Below are 14,894 nucleotides of genomic sequence, written 5' to 3'. Positions count from 1 at the left end.
TTAAAGGTTGTTTAAATTATTTGCTGTTTTGTCTTTGGAAAGGGTAAGAAAGATTCCTAAAAATAGAAATCTAGGGGCTACTTGACCCTGAGGAATGGATTCAAATACTCCTTGGGAATTCGTTTTTGGACTGTATGTATAGCCAAATACATTGTCTCTACCCAGCACATTGCTACATGCCAGGTGAATGATCAGGTTTGGTTTTGGAAGGTAGCTCCAGGAAAGGCTGAGATTTTGAAAGCTTTTTGTTTTAGCATTCATTTCTGCATTGTCCAAGTTTGGATTTGTGTAACTATAGCCGTCATTGAAAATGAATGATGCTCCGATTTGGGATTTGAGTGGTGCGATGAAGTGCTTGACAACGACTGAGAGATTATGTTTTGGTGCAAAACTCGGTTGCACTTCGGTTTGGAATTGATTGAAACTTCTTTTGCTATCTACAAAGCTGTAGGTGATCCAATAATCTGTGTTTTTGAAGGTCTCCCGATCTCTGAAAAAGAAATCTATTCCCCTCGCGTACCCTGAGCCACCATTTTTCAGCCCTTCTGGGCTTTCTGGTAATCCCTCAAAAGTCACCAGCTGATCGTATGATTTGTAGAAAGTTTCAGCTCTGAAGGTAAATCCCTCTTTGGAGAAGAGATAGTTTAGAATCAAGTGCTGAGAAGCCGTATTTTGAAGATCCATGTTCAACACTCGGTAGTTTTCAATTGGTAATTGATGGAAATTTCCAGCTGCAACTGATAGTTGCCCTTGCTCGTGAAGCTGATAAGCTACGGAAAACCTCGGGTCCAGCCATTTCTCCTCAGATACGGAACTTCTTCCTCCACGCAAGCCTGCACGAAAAACCAGGTCCTTGTTCAAATAATAGTCCCATTCAGTAAATAGATAGGATTCACGATCCGAATATCCGCGCGTCCAGTCCTCTTGTATAAGTTTTTCAGAAAAAGGATGAAGAAATTGTTCTACGCCAAATTTTGCTGAAAGGCGGTCAGAAAAGTCTTTGACGGCAGTGGCTTTCAAGTGAAGGAGTTCATTCTGTCTTTCCACCTGCAAGCTGTCGTAGTTGATTTTGTCAAAATTCTTAGAATAGGATATTCCTGCAAAAACCGTCCAATCCTTCTTTAAAATAGTTCTCCAGTTTGCCTGAGCATAGCTGTAATCATTTTTAAGATCTACCAAGACCCTATTTTCTGATCCAGGAAGCGGTTGCCAGAGACTCATTCCTCCGGATTCAGTTCTTGCCATTACCTTCAGCAACCCATTTTTACCTACCTTTTTTTGCGCAGCTAGCTCCAAATCCCAGCCATGTGGAGCCGCTTCAAAATCAACTTCTTGTTTGATCAGCCCTTGGTAAGGACCAAGATTGAAGTAATTGGCGCTGGCGGTGATGCTTTGTTTTTCATTTGCGAGCGTGTGAGAATAGCCCCCACCTATGCTCATGATACTCAGGTCACCTTGACTTCTGACGGACAGATCTTTGGTGTTCAATGCTAGGGCAGAAGATAATGCCTGGCCGTATTCAGATGAATAGCCTCCCGTACTGAAAAAGGTGCCTTTAAATAGATTGGGGTTGAAGCGGGTGCGGGTCGGGACATTTCCTGCAGTGGTGCCATAGGCGTTACCTACGCGCATGCCGTCAATATAAATTCCGACTTCGCTAGCATCACCACCGCGGACAAATAGGCGACCGTCATTTCCGACAGTACTTGTACCTGGGAGGGTTTGGAAAGCGCCCATGATATCGCCCATGGCACTGGGAGTGGTTACGATGTCGAGTGGCTTCAAGATCACCGACTTACTTTCGTCAGAAGCCTCCATAGCACCAGCTGAGATGGTCACAGAGTTCATTTCAGTGATTTCTTCGATGAGTTTAATCGGTAAGATTTCGTTTGAACCTGGGGATAAAGTAATTGGGAGTTCTTGTGTTTTGAAGCCTAGAAACTTAAAGACTAACACATGAGAACCTTCATTTTCAGTCTCAAATTGGAAGCTACCATCGGCTTCGCTCGTCGTACCATCGTAGCTTCCCTTGATCTGAATATTTGCTCCAGGAAGTGGCAGGCCTTTTTCATCCAGCACTTTTCCTTGGACTGTAGCTTGCGCAAAAGCTTGTGTCTGTAAAAGTAGAAGAGTAATAAAAAGTAGCAGTCGTAGATTCATTTCGATTAAGATTTGAATCAAAAGTGCATGACATGCCTCTTTGAAAAAATTAAAGCTGACTGAAGTGTAGAAATTGGTGACTGAAGTGTAGAAACAGGTTAACGAACCATTAGCTCTTTTTTAGCTACACATCAATGAGTAGAATAAGTGTGACTTAAATCAGGTTTTAAAGAAACTCTTCTCACTATTCACCCCTGAGTCGCTGCCTACTTTTGTGCTAGTAATACTAGTACTAACCAACTATATAGTCGAAATGAAAAGGTATCTCTTCACCCATTGCCTGATACTGTCACTAGCACTCCTGACCTGGTTTCCAAGCTTTGCGCAGCAATCTTTTCAGCTGACTGGAGCCCAAGAATTCATAGTAGCAGGTACTTCCACGATACACGATTGGGAGATGATAGCTAAAGTGGGTAGCTCAGGATCAGCCAAAATGACTATTGAAAATGGGAAACTTTCCAAACTAACTTCTCTGGCAATCGAGCTTCCGGTGAAAAGCCTTAAAAGTGGTAAAAGTGCCATGGATAAAAATGCCTATGAGGCACTAACCAGTGAAAAATATCCTGCTATCAAATTTGAAATGACCGAGTGCCTAGCGATTAGCGGAAACATCGTTAAAGCGAAAGGGAAACTTACTATCGCCGGTACATCCCGTATTATTCCACTTGAGGTGACATATTCTACCAACGGATCTACCAACGGAAATGTCATCAAGTTTAAAGGATCGCACCCGGTTCTTTTTAGTGAGTTTAATCTGGAAGCACCTACAGCTGTATTTGGTACAATAAAAACCGGGAATGAATTGAAACTAGCTTTCGAAGCGAGTTTTTCACCAAAAAATTAATCTAAACTAAGCCATTATGAAATTAACGCTTATCACATTAGTGAGTAGTACTCTTGTTTGTATGATGTCTACAAGTAGTCTTACTTTCGCTCAAGAGAAAACAGAACTTCAGTATTTTCGCCAAAACAGCAAGGATGGCTTAAATGTGTTTGAGGCTCCAAAAGAAAAAGGAGGCGATTTTGAAAAGGTTCGTGTTTTTGTAGGTGGAGACTTTGCATTGCAGTTCCAATCTATCAATCATTCCAATTCATTGAATAACCTAGTAGAATTGGGCTCAAATTTCAATTTGCCTTCTGCCAACCTGAACATCAACACACAGCTTGCTGACGGATTGAGATTGCATCTGAGAACTTACCTTTCTTCCAAACATCACAATGAAGCTTGGGTCAAAGGAGGCTATCTTCAAATTGATCGACTGGGATTTATCAAGGAAGGGTTTCTTGATGGGGTCATGGATTATACTACAATCACGTTTGGACTGGATGAGTTTAATTACGGCGATGCTCACTTCCGTCGGTCCGATAATGCCCGAGTGATTTACAACCCATTCATAGGAAATTACATCATGGATTCCTTTTCCACTGAAGCATTTGGGGAAGTGACAGTTCAAAAAGACGCATTGATTGCTGTCGTTGGACTTTCCAATGGCAAACTGAACCAGAACGTAATAGTAAATGACAATACAGATAACAAATTGTCCTTTTACGGAAAGCTAGGTGTGGATAAGCAAATGACTGATGATTTTAGGTTTAGACTTACAGGATCTTGGTATCTGAATAACGGTACTACAACCGGAACTTGGCTATATGGTGGTGACAGAGCAGGAGGACGTTATTATGGTATTTTACAACCTTTGGAGGGAACTGCAAATGATTTTGAAGGAAGATTCAATCCTCGATTCAAGCAAATGACTGCTTTCCAGATAAATCCATTTCTTAAATATAAGGGGCTGGAGTTCTTTGGGATTGTAGAATCTGTAAGTAATTCTGAAGAGCAGGGCGACGGTAATTTCACCCAATTATCCGGTGAACTTCTTTACCGTTTCGGAGGAACTGAGCAGTTTTATATCGGAGGCAGATATAATACCGTCAGAGGGAAAAACAGGGAATCAGATACTTCCGAAATAGAAATCAGCCGATTAAATATTGGCGGAGGATGGTTTATGACAAAAAATGTGATTGTCAAGCTGGAGTACATGAACCAAGAATATAAGAATGGTTATGCTGCTACTAGTATTTACAACGGCGCGAAGTTCGATGGAGTGAATATCGAAGCAGCGATCAGTTTCTAATCCAATAACATAAAGCCAATTCTTACCTTAATTGGGAGAATTGGCTTCATTATTTAAAAGCCATGACAATTCAACAGCTTATTTTGATTTTCAATTTGGTTTTTATTTCACTTGTTACGCCAAAGGAAGAGGTGATTAATTGGAAAATTACCTCGGATAGTTTGTTGGAAATTTTGGGAACCACCAATGTTTCAAAATTTCAATGCGAAAATTATAGTAACTCAGGAGCTGAGTATTTGACGCAACGGATAACTGCAAATCATGGAGAAGTAGGGCAATGGAATGGAGAAGTATTAATTACGAGTACAAACTTTGACTGTAATAACTCTCTGTTGACTAGGGATTTCAAAAAGACTATAGAAGTAGATCAATATCCTACTATCAAAGTCAAATTTCTCAGCTTGACCAAAGGATCTGAGACTGCTAACCAGTCAAATCTCACAGGAAAAGTAGAGATCACCCTAGTTGGTATTTCAAAACAGTATCCAATTTCATGTGTGTTCCTAGCCAAAGATGGAGATACTGCTTTGTTTTCAGGAGAGAGAAAAATCCTCTTATCCGATTTTAATATTGAAGCACCAGTGAAGTTTTTAGGTACAGTTAAAGTACAGGATTCGGTTATGGTAAATTTTTCATTGGTACTTGAAAAGCAGAATTAGAATCTGTTCATATTTACCACTCCCTCCCCACAGGAATCACTTTCCAGTTTTGATCGAAGTAAGGCGTTTGCTCGTAAAACCAGCGATATACTTGCCTTGGAGATTTTGCGAACTCAAGATTCGTAGCTTTTTCTTCCTCAAATCGTTTTTTCAAATCAGCATCCTCAGACAGCATTTTAGCAATCAAAGGCTCCATGATGTATGTTTCCATGTATTCTGTTTGAGAGAAAATCGAATTGAAATATCCCCATTGGAAAAAACTGTCCACTGATTCTGGCTCCAGTAAAATTACTGCAAGTTCACCCAGTGCTTGACCTGTACCTACTCTTACGGAACCGGGATTCAGTGTCATTGTTCTGTACGTTTTGTCAAGCTCAAATCGCTGAACCCGCATCAATCCTTCATAAGGCTGGTTTCCCATGGAATAGCTTGTGACTGTGGATAACTCAACACGTAATTCTTTTGCTTCACTCAACGTTTCCATTTGGATACCATGTTGCTTCAGCTTTGTGATGACTTCTGTCCATTCTACGGGCACCCAGTAGGCTTTTGGAACTGAAACAGAAAGTTCGGGCACATCCATGAAAATGCTCGGAACGGACTGGGTAATTGGTTTTCCTTCCCACTTCACATACTCTGCTCCTGTTATTTCGGACTTTACTTTTGAAGAAGCTACTCCGAGGAACTCCATGGAGTCAGCTGCGATTTCACGGAATTTGAATTTGACAGGAATAGATTCTTTCGGTTGATTGGAATCAGCAGCCACTGCTTTTTGCAGCGTTTCAAAATGATTCCCGACAGATTTAATCGCTTGCTCCAAGAACACATAGGTGCCAAGAACACGTTGTTCAAAAGGCTTCAGTGAGTGGTTTTCGATCAGAATAGAAGGAATGTGCTTGATGTCGCCATAGGTATGTGAGAAACGTGGACTAAAAGAAAAAGCCACGTTGCCAGCTGAAAAATCATTTCCATTGGCAGCAAACAAAAGTGGTCCTGGAATGTGTCCATTGTCCTTTAACGCTTGGTCTACCTCAGGCTGAAAGTGGGTGGATAGCCAGTTGGAAATTTCAGGTGAATAGCCGCCCGTCGCTACATAGCCATAGGTGATGTCGTACTGATAGTCTGCCCCATCGGTGACATGAATGTCTATGTAAAGATCGGGATCATAGCTGTTGATAACTTCTGTTACCGCTTGAATTCCTGCGGTCTCAAGTTTGGTGTAATCCCTATTAAGATTTAGGTTGACAGCATTCGTTCTCCAACCCATTTCTTTAGGCCCACGCTGATTTACTCTGCCATATTCGCTTCTTCGCTCATGGCCGTCTACGTTTAGAATTGGGATAAAAAGTAGGTTTGATTGCTCCAAAAGGGACAATTTACTTCCTTGGCTAATATCCCTGAGTAACATCATTCCGGCATCCTTCCCATCTATTTCCCCTGCATGGATACCTGCTTGGAATAAAATCAGCGGTTTTTTTGATGTGGATAACCCCTTTGCAGAAAAGTCCTGATCCAGAGATGCAATCACCATTTGGATCGGCCTCCCTTGCTCACTTATTCCCGCTGTGACTAGTTCGAGGTACTCAGAATCAGCCACCAATTTCTTTATCCAATCCATCGTTTGGTTGTAAGTAGGTGATTCTAATCCATCCGAAAGTTCGAAAGGAGTGACCCATAGGCTAGACTTATCCACAAGCAACGATTTGCTTTTTCCGCTCCATGGAATTGTAGGAGGCATAATATCTTGGGCAAAAATGAGTGTAGGTATGGTGAAAAGTAGTAGTGTCAGAAGGAGAGACTGAAGTAATTTCATGTGTGGTGATTGTTTGCTTAAATATCGCAAGTCCTGCGGTAGAATTGCAGCAATTTGGGTTAAACTGCCAAAAGAGCATTTGAATGCAAAAAAGGGCAGACTTATGGAAAGACTAGGTTATAGGAAATAAGTTTATGCAATAGGTTTTCCTGGAGATTGGTGATATTTTTTCGATACGGAATTATCATTCAAGGAATTCAGGACTAAGTCAACTTCACCAATTCTTTTTGAGCCTTGTTTATTTTAATGTATCTAGTCGCATAGATAGCCTGATCATACCTCTCAAGTAACTCTTCCATATTGCACATTCATTTGTGCAAAAACACAAAAAAAATGCACATTCAATTGTGCAAAATGATAAATTAATAATTGGTGCTAGAAATGCATCAGTAATTCAAGGACTGCTTCTGGAATAGTAAGAGGTCTAGATTATTCGTCTCTCTTTGCATGATTAAAGGTTAAAATTAAAAAACCGACTACACCCGGCAGCCGGTCTTGATACTTAAGTCTAGATACTAAAATCTGTTTCCGAGAGGCTTTGGTCATATTTGATCTCAAATTAATCTATCTTATAATTAACGAGTTAGTATGTTTGCTTACGTTTAACTCAAACTAAAGTGATTATTTTTGAACTAAGAACTTGCAAGTTTTTTTTTTTTTACATAAACTTATGCGTCTCTAATGGCCATTTTTAGACATTGTTATTATTTCACTATTTTAAATTTGATTGTTATGAAAAAGAAATTTGTATTTACATTTTCGTGCCTGTTGGTTGGTATTATTTCGTTTGGCTCTATTAATTCTTACGCTTATATGGCCACAGGATGGGATTATAAATCAGAAGTTAGTCTTGACCGTATGGACGGGAGAACGTATGTAGTCACTCATTGCGAGAGTAAAATTGGAGATGATTGCACTACTCCAGGGAGTGCTTCTCGAATAGACTTCTCCGCTTATGAGAAATTGTTCTCCTTGATCTAGATATCCATTCGTGAGTTTTTGTGATTTTGTAAAAGGTAAGAGCCATCAATTTATTTTGGCTCTTACCGTTAGTTCAATAAGCTGTTCTTCAAGGATAGATTCTGACATCTTTGAATATACTGACCTGGAATTAATAGACAGTATTGAAGTAAAATTGCCACTTGAATATATTGAGAATTCGAAGTGGCAAGCATTTAGTGATTCATCGCAAAGTCTTCTTATTGATTATGGGATGGATAGAAGGCAAGACCTTCTAATCTTAAGGTTGGATTTGGAGCAAGGTGCATATTTAGAGCCAATCCATATTCCAAGAGAAGGGCCAGATGGTTTTAATGCGCCAGATCTATTTATTTCTTATAAAGCGGAAGATTCTATTTATGTTTTTCCCGCTTTAAAGGATCATTTCTATTTATATAATTCCTTTGGGGAAATACTAAAGGAGTACAGTTATAATAGTAGGGACTTTTCTAGGTTCTACATTAGCGGTTTTTACTCAGATATTTTCTACAGAAATGGGGAAATGATTCTCCCAACTATAAACGATACTCGTTACGACGATCAAGACTATTTTGAAAAAGTAATTCCTTTTCAAAAATATGAATTGGTTGAGCAAAGGTTTTCAGATAGTATTGAATACCCTAAGAGCCTCATTGGGAAATTTTTACCCTCGAATCTAACAGGAGGGCAAATTTCGAATTATGATAATGAAACGGCGATAATTAATTTTCCCTTTTCTGATAGTCTGTACCTTTATAAGTATGAGGATAAATCTATTGTGACTTTTTATTGTGGAATTGAAACTGGACACAAAAACAATTTTTATGATCATGTGCCAGATAGAGCGGAAAGTATTGAATATCTAACCAAGGAAAAAAACTACGAGTTCTCCAAAGTTCATAATGGCAAAGTATATCGTCTAGTTTCTCATTTAAAAGATGAAAATGCTCGGGAGTTACCCTTGTTTGATATAATTAATCAAAATCTTCGTGGAGTTACTATGATAGAATTTGACCCAAAAGACAGTTCAATCAACTATTACGAAATGCCTATCGCTAGGAATTTTGTGTTTCAGGATGATAGATTAATTGTGGGTGGAATTTCGATCAGAGAGGACGAAAACCAAGATACCTTTCGGAAATTTTATGTTTATCAATTGAAATAGTTATGAATTTCTAAATGTTCTTTTAAAATTAAAAAAACCGGCCACTTCTCAGCTGCCGGTCTTGATACTTTTGTCTTGATACTAATATCTCTCTTACTGTCCTACCATGAAGATCGCATTACTCAACACTAGTTTGCCTGATTCCCAGAAGCCTCTAAAGATCGGATCATCCACGAAGTAAACGATTTCTCCACGTCCGGCATTCTCTACGCCTATTGCAAGAGATTCACCCATGGTCGATTTGATTTTGAAGCCGATGTAGCCAGTTCTATAAGCGTCGTTATTTGCGATTATTCCTGCGTTTGATCCATTACTGAGGAAGGCATATTTGCTGGAATTGTTTTTTAGCGTATAGTAAGTTCCGCCAGTACCATATCCTAGTGGATGAGTCTCGTCCATCGTGATCTGATAAATTGCTCCTGCTGCTCCGCCTGAAATTGCAACGCGCTCAGCTTCTTGGTAAGGAGTCAGGCGCTCAGCTTTTGCGAGGGAATCTCTTTTCTTTTCAGAGGCTTTTTTCTCGTCCTCGTTTTCGAATGTCTTCAGGTTAAAACCTTCCTTGTTTGCAAAAAGACTCAAAGCACCATCAATTGCGATTAATTTTCCACCTCCTCGAACCCACTCCATTACATTTTCCTCAGCTGATTTACTTAATCCTCCTCGCATGGATGGCATTATGAGTACAGTGTATTTGCTTAGGTCATAGCGACCCATATTATCAAGCTCCAAATGCACTAGTGGATAGTTCAAGTCTTTTTCGAAGAAGTGCCAGATCGCTCCATAATTCAGAGAATTGGTTCCTTCCCCACCGATCAAAGCTACCTTCGGTGCTTGGATGACCCGGATATTCGGTGAGCCAAAGTCTTTGCCTTTATCCACATAGCCACTCATTGTGGTAGCCAGTGATACGCCAAATTTATTAGCGATTTCTACGACTTTCTGATCAAAATTCGGAACATATTCATTCCCGCCTTTGGTGATCATCAATGATCCTGCAGGAAAGCTTTTCCCTTCTACTTCAAAAGGAAATTCATTGTATTTCACGCGAATATCAGCCGTCAAAAGAGCAGAAAGGAAAGCGGCATCTCTCGTCCCTTCCCAAGAAGCAACGTATGCCACAGGCGTTTTGCCGGCAGTATTTGCTGTAAAAGCTGGCTTCTCATATTCCTCAGCTGCGTTCACTCTAGTTTCCAGTGCGTATGCTTCAAGACCATAGGCATAAGGCATGGACCAACTCGTGATGTCATAGGTGATGCTGTCGTTCAGGATAGGATTTGGCTCAAAAAGAACCTGCGTCAACACCGACTTAGGCTGGTAGGCATTAATGATAATATCCTCCTCGCTTGTGGAGAAAGATTCGCTTTTCCCAGACGTATAAGAGAAACCTTTGAGGCCTGATTTTTCCCCAGCTTTTCCATAAGCAATCTTATTTTTATCCAAGAGTTCAAGCAACTTGGCTATTTGCGCTGGATTGCTTTCTCCTTTGATCACAAAGCTTTTGTAGTGGCCTTTTGGGGAAGAAGAGTTTTCATCGAAAAACTTCTCAAATTCTGAAAGCAATTTTTCAGCGTTTTTGCTGGTTACTTCTGCAGCCGACATCGCTGCGGTATAGTGGCCTTGAATTCTGTAGCTCAATGTCACCGTGTCTCCTACAGCATCAAATCCTCCAACTCCAGCTTGACCGCCACCACCTTGCTCGATAGTCATTCCGATAGCTCCATTAAACATCGGGTAGGAATCACCATAGGATGGATAAAGTAAATCGAAACGCTCTTTTGTGAAGTAAAATCTTCCAGCCTCATCAAAATATTTGGCAGTATTTCTACCAAAAGTATCCTGAAACTCATGCTGCCATTCAGTCAATTGCTCGTGAAGAGGCTCAGCTGCTGGAGCCATGTAAAATGGATTGTTGATGCCCTGCTCATGAAAATCAAGATGAAGCTGAGGCATCCACTGATTGTATAGCTTCATTCTAGCCTGAGATTCTACTTGAACTTGCCATGCCCAGTCCCTATTCAAATCAAATAAATAGTGATTTGCTCGTCCGCCTGGCCAAGGCTCATTATGCTCTACTGATTGTAAATCCGGCTGAAGGGTGGTATTCATTTTCTGGTTGTACCAGTTCGAATAGCGATCTCTACCATCAGGATTGATACATGGGTCGATGATGACTACTTGGTTTTTCAACCATTCTTGAGATTTAGCATTGTCAGGGTTTGCCAATGTGTAGAATGAAGAAATCGCAGCTTCCATACCCACAGATTCATTTCCATGAACATTGAAAGACATCCAGTTGATCGGAACAGAAGTGGATGGTTCACCTGCCAGCATGCCTGTTCTTTTCAAGTTATCTGTGCGTATTTGCTCAAGATTGGCCATGTTTTCCGAACTAGAAAGGATCGCTACGATTAGTGGGCGTTTTTCATTCGTCTCTCCATATTGGATAAGTTTAACATTGGGATTACTCGCGGCCACATATTCGAAGTAATCTACCATGCGGTGATGAGGAGTGAATCGATCTCCAGGCTTGTAGCCTAAAAATTGTTCGGGTGTCTGGATCTGAGCCCAGGTGCAGATGGTGATAGAAAAAACGAATAATGATAGGAGTAATAGTTTCTTCATATGAAAGTGGTTTTTTTTTCACCTGAAAGTTAAGATGTTTTGTGAATTGCCTTAGCACCGATTACATAAAGCTTCAAAAGTCTTCATAAGTACTCATGCTACCCTTTACTTTAAAAAGGAAACTCATATATGAATAGCTTTCTAGGGTTCATTTTCACTTCTATTATTTCAAGTGTGACAAAAGTCTCAGAACGTGGCAATGACATGTGCGTACTTTATATTATCAAAACGAATTACCAACAGTAAAAACTATACTTATGTACTTTCAACACGTTTATGACAAATCTCTAGCCCAAGGAAGCTACTTCATTGGCTGCCAGGCAAAAGGTGTGGCCATCGTGATCGATGCACAGCGTGACATGGATGTTTATTTGGAGATTGCCAAGCAAAATAACATGCAGATCACGCACATCGCGGAGACACATATTCATGCAGATTTTTTGAGCGGTTCTCGAGAACTTGCTGCTGTGACTGGTGCCACAATGTACTTGTCGGATGAAGGTCCTAAAGAATGGCAATATGAATTTGAACATGAAGGCCTTCTTCATGGAGATAAAATTAAGGTAGGAAACTTAAGCTTGGAAGTGCTGCATACGCCAGGACATACGCCTGAGAGTATTTCTTTTCTACTGACAGATCATCCCGCCACAGACAAACCAGTGATGATTTTCACAGGGGATTTTGTTTTTGTAGGGGATGTAGGAAGACCGGATTTACTAGAGAAAGCAGCAGGAATAGCGGGCACTCAAGAGCAGGGAGCCAAGCAAATGTATGAGTCTATTCAGCGATTTTCTGAACTCCCAGAATACATTCAAGTATGGCCTGGGCATGGAGCAGGTTCGGCTTGCGGGAAAGCGTTGGGAGCCGTTCCTAGCTCCACAGTTGGCTATGAGAAAATTCGTAACTGGGCACTTCAATATGCTTCTGACGAAGAGGGGTTTGTAGATTATTTGCTAGACGGTCAACCTGAGCCTCCTAAGTACTTTGCGATGATGAAGCATTTGAATAAGGTGAAAAGACCCCTGCTAGTAGAAGTGCCAAAGCAAACCAAATTAAGTAAGGATCAATTTCTCAAGGCTCAAAATGATGGGCTGAAGGTAATTGACACCAGAAATAAAGTTGATTTCGCTAAAGGTTTCTTACCAAACAGCATCAATATTCAGGGTAACAATTCCTTTTCGACTTGGGCAGGTTGGTTACTCAATTACCAAGAGCAATTTATCCTGGTGGCTGAAGAACCTCAGATGGAAGATCTTACGCGCAAATTGATGCGCATAGGACTAGACAATATCTACGGCTTTGTGGAAAATGTCGATGAGCTAGGTCTTGAACTTCAGACTGCTGATGTGATAGATATCCAAGAATTCAAATCCTTGATAGGGAAAGAAAATGTGCAGGTGGTGGACGTAAGAAATACTACGGAGTATAATGCGGGGCATGTCAAAGGAGCCGACCATGCTTTCGTAGGCACCTTGCAGGATAATCTCGATAAAATCAGCAAAGACAAGCAGGTAGTCATTCACTGTCAAAGTGGAGATAGGGCTTCTATCGCCTATTCTCTATTGAGAAAAAATGGCTTTGACGAGGTGAAGAATTATTCTGGAGGAATGAAAGAATGGTTAGAGAAAGGTAATGAAGTAGTTAAAAATTAAACAACACAATTATGGGGTTTTTATCATCAATATTCGGAGCCAAGGATAATAGCAAAATCACCGAGGCAATTCAGGAAGGTGCATTTCTTGTTGACGTAAGAATGCCGGGCGAGTTTGCCTCAGGGTCTGTCAAAGGAGCAGTGAATATCCCTCTGGACAAAATTGGTAGTCAACTATCCAAATTCAAGGGAAAGAAAAACATTGTAGTATTCTGCAGATCTGGTAATCGAAGCGGACAAGCGAAGAGCATCTTGGAGCAAAACGGTTTTCAGAACGTCATCAACGGCGGTACATGGAGCAATGTCAATCAGTTAGTAGGTTAAAGAAGATTGACCTATTTAAAAAGGAGAGTCGCTTGACTCTCCTTATTTATTTTTAGAATTTACCATGAAAATCGTAAATTAAACTTTCGATTTTCATGGTAAAATATTTAATTCCTAAGTAGTACTTACTTGTTTTTACAGGTAAATATCGTTTATTTTACCATGAAATCCGTAAATCAAACTTTCGATTTTCATGGTAAAAGACAGGCTAATTCTTCCATTACTTCAGGAATATCTCTCGATTTTCCCTGCTATTGGGCTCCTTGGGCCGCGACAGGTAGGGAAAACTACGCTTGTCAAAAATCTCACTTTAGATAAAGAAAGCATTTACATCGACTTGGAAAAAGCCTCTGATCGTGCTAAGCTGAAAGACGCAGAACTTTTCCTGAAAGGGAATGCGGATAAGACGGTGATCTTGGATGAGATTCAGCTAATGCCGGAGTTGTTTGCCGAGCTGCGAAGTCTGATCGATGAGCAGCGCGAGCCGGGAAGGTTTATTCTCTTGGGTTCAGCTTCGCCAGATTTGATTCGGAAGAGCGCAGATTCACTGGCTGGTAGAATTGGCTATTTGGAACTTCCTCCGTTTTTCTTGGGGGAAGTGGGCGATGATGAGTTGGAAAAACTCTGGATGCGAGGCGGTTTCCCGCTGTCTTTTTTGGCAAAGAGTGAAAGAGAATCCTGGCTATGGCGGCAGAACTTTATCAAAACCTATCTGGAAAGAGACTTGGCGCAAATCGGTTTGAGTACTGATCCGCGCTTGGTGGAGCGCTTTTGGATGATGCTGGCAAATGCTCAGGGAGGAATTTGGAATGGAGAGAGTTTCGCACGAGCGCTGGGAATCACGCGACCGACGGTGAATCGCTTTCTGGAATATTTGGAAGGTTCTTTTATGGTGCGTGTGCTACAGCCATTTCATCACAATATCAAGAAGCGACTGGTGAAGTCGCCGAAGGTTTTTATCCGGGATGCAGGTTTACTGCATTCGCTGACTGGTGTGGATTCTATGGATGCATTGAAGAATCTAGTTTTAATCGGAGCGTCTTGGGAAGGATTTGTGATCGAGCAGATTGCTTCGACATTTGGTGATGAATACGAATACTATTTCTACCGAACGCATCAGGGAGCGGAATGTGACCTGCTTTTGGTGAAAAATGGTGTAGTGAAAACTGCTATCGAAATCAAAAACACCCTGTCGCCCAAGCTCACCAAAGGACTTCAGATCACCATGGAAGATACCGGAGCTGAGAATGGATTGGTGATTTGCAGAATTGAAACAGGTTATCCGCTGTCGGAAAAAGTTAGAGCGGTGGGGTTGAAGGAGTTTTTGGGTGGGTGATTTTGGGTTTCAATCTGACTTTTAAGTCATAAAATTAGACTTATAAGCTAG

Annotated in this window: 11 protein-coding genes; 8 read left to right on the top strand and 3 right to left on the bottom strand. The window is 40.8% G+C overall.

The genetic code is table 11. The annotated features are described in order from the left end of the window. Positions 1 to 2,160: a TonB-dependent receptor gene (locus tag LV83_RS00630; protein ID WP_111609590.1), complete on the bottom strand. Its 2,160-nt coding sequence runs from the start codon at positions 2,158 to 2,160 to the stop codon at positions 1 to 3. A gap of 253 nt (positions 2,161 to 2,413) precedes the next feature. Between LV83_RS00630 and LV83_RS00625 the strand changes: the two genes are divergently transcribed. The 3 genes from LV83_RS00625 to LV83_RS00615 all read left to right on the top strand — a co-directional run bounded on the left by LV83_RS00625 (position 2,414) and on the right by LV83_RS00615 (position 4,954). Further along, positions 2,414 to 3,004 (top strand): YceI family protein, encoded by a 591-nt coding sequence (locus LV83_RS00625; protein WP_146613671.1) that lies wholly within the window; start codon positions 2,414 to 2,416, stop codon positions 3,002 to 3,004. Between the two features lie 16 nt (positions 3,005 to 3,020). After that, the gene (locus tag LV83_RS00620) at positions 3,021 to 4,295 is read left to right on the top strand and encodes a hypothetical protein (protein WP_111609588.1); all 1,275 of its coding nucleotides are present in this window, start codon (positions 3,021 to 3,023) and stop codon (positions 4,293 to 4,295) included. 62 nt (positions 4,296 to 4,357) lie between these two features. After that, the gene (locus tag LV83_RS00615) at positions 4,358 to 4,954 is read left to right on the top strand and encodes a YceI family protein (protein ID WP_111609587.1); all 597 of its coding nucleotides are present in this window, start codon (positions 4,358 to 4,360) and stop codon (positions 4,952 to 4,954) included. A gap of 13 nt (positions 4,955 to 4,967) precedes the next feature. Here the strand turns inward: LV83_RS00615 and LV83_RS00610 are convergent, their stop codons facing one another. Beyond that, positions 4,968 to 6,767, bottom strand: coding sequence for a M14 family metallopeptidase (locus LV83_RS00610; RefSeq protein WP_111609586.1), 1,800 nt, complete (start codon positions 6,765 to 6,767; stop codon positions 4,968 to 4,970). 732 nt (positions 6,768 to 7,499) lie between these two features. On the opposite strand from LV83_RS00610, the gene LV83_RS00605 reads away from it, so the two are divergent. After that, a complete protein-coding gene (locus tag LV83_RS00605; RefSeq protein ID WP_146613670.1) occupies positions 7,500 to 7,748 on the top strand; it encodes a hypothetical protein in 249 nt (82 codons plus the stop codon). Between the two features lie 232 nt (positions 7,749 to 7,980). Continuing rightward, positions 7,981 to 8,910: a hypothetical protein gene (locus LV83_RS00600; RefSeq protein WP_146613669.1), complete on the top strand. Its 930-nt coding sequence runs from the start codon at positions 7,981 to 7,983 to the stop codon at positions 8,908 to 8,910. Positions 8,911 to 9,003: 93 nt separating this feature from the next. Here the strand turns inward: LV83_RS00600 and LV83_RS00595 are convergent, their stop codons facing one another. Next, positions 9,004 to 11,532 carry a M14 family metallopeptidase gene (locus tag LV83_RS00595; RefSeq protein WP_111609583.1) on the bottom strand — a complete coding sequence of 843 codons (2,529 nt, stop codon included), beginning with the start codon at positions 11,530 to 11,532 and terminating at the stop codon, positions 9,004 to 9,006. A gap of 257 nt (positions 11,533 to 11,789) precedes the next feature. Between LV83_RS00595 and LV83_RS00590 the strand changes: the two genes are divergently transcribed. The 3 genes from LV83_RS00590 to LV83_RS00580 all read left to right on the top strand — a co-directional run bounded on the left by LV83_RS00590 (position 11,790) and on the right by LV83_RS00580 (position 14,843). Further along, positions 11,790 to 13,184, top strand: a complete 1,395-nt coding sequence (locus tag LV83_RS00590) for an MBL fold metallo-hydrolase (protein ID WP_111609582.1) — start codon at positions 11,790 to 11,792, stop codon at positions 13,182 to 13,184. An 11-nt stretch (positions 13,185 to 13,195) separates the two neighbouring features. Beyond that, complete coding sequence (locus tag LV83_RS00585; protein ID WP_111609581.1) at positions 13,196 to 13,507, top strand: rhodanese-like domain-containing protein; 312 nt, start codon at positions 13,196 to 13,198, stop codon at positions 13,505 to 13,507. Between the two features lie 193 nt (positions 13,508 to 13,700). Further along, entirely contained in the window at positions 13,701 to 14,843 is a 1,143-nt protein-coding gene (locus LV83_RS00580) for an ATP-binding protein (protein WP_111609580.1), read from the top strand. Positions 14,844 to 14,894: the final 51 nt, after the last annotated feature.

It is taken from the genome of Algoriphagus yeomjeoni (genome assembly GCF_003259505.1).
In the GTDB taxonomy this organism is placed as follows: Bacteria; Bacteroidota; Bacteroidia; order Cytophagales; family Cyclobacteriaceae; genus Algoriphagus; species Algoriphagus yeomjeoni.
The sequence above is the reverse complement of the archived record's forward strand: the minus strand, read 5'-3'. Positions and strand labels throughout refer to the sequence as shown.

Bases quoted from the DNA above. Each gene is read 5' to 3' on its own strand.
- LV83_RS00630 (WP_111609590.1), bottom strand. From the start codon at position 2,160: ATGAATCTACGACTGCTACTTTTTATTACTCTTCTACTTTTACAGACA.
- LV83_RS00625 (WP_146613671.1), top strand. From the start codon at position 2,414: ATGAAAAGGTATCTCTTCACCCATTGCCTGATACTGTCACTAGCACTC.
- LV83_RS00620 (WP_111609588.1), top strand. From the start codon at position 3,021: ATGAAATTAACGCTTATCACATTAGTGAGTAGTACTCTTGTTTGTATG.
- LV83_RS00615 (WP_111609587.1), top strand. From the start codon at position 4,358: ATGACAATTCAACAGCTTATTTTGATTTTCAATTTGGTTTTTATTTCA.
- LV83_RS00610 (WP_111609586.1), bottom strand. From the start codon at position 6,767: ATGAAATTACTTCAGTCTCTCCTTCTGACACTACTACTTTTCACCATA.
- LV83_RS00605 (WP_146613670.1), top strand. From the start codon at position 7,500: ATGAAAAAGAAATTTGTATTTACATTTTCGTGCCTGTTGGTTGGTATT.
- LV83_RS00600 (WP_146613669.1), top strand. From the start codon at position 7,981: ATGGATAGAAGGCAAGACCTTCTAATCTTAAGGTTGGATTTGGAGCAA.
- LV83_RS00595 (WP_111609583.1), bottom strand. From the start codon at position 11,532: ATGAAGAAACTATTACTCCTATCATTATTCGTTTTTTCTATCACCATC.
- LV83_RS00590 (WP_111609582.1), top strand. From the start codon at position 11,790: ATGTACTTTCAACACGTTTATGACAAATCTCTAGCCCAAGGAAGCTAC.
- LV83_RS00585 (WP_111609581.1), top strand. From the start codon at position 13,196: ATGGGGTTTTTATCATCAATATTCGGAGCCAAGGATAATAGCAAAATC.
- LV83_RS00580 (WP_111609580.1), top strand. From the start codon at position 13,701: ATGGTAAAAGACAGGCTAATTCTTCCATTACTTCAGGAATATCTCTCG.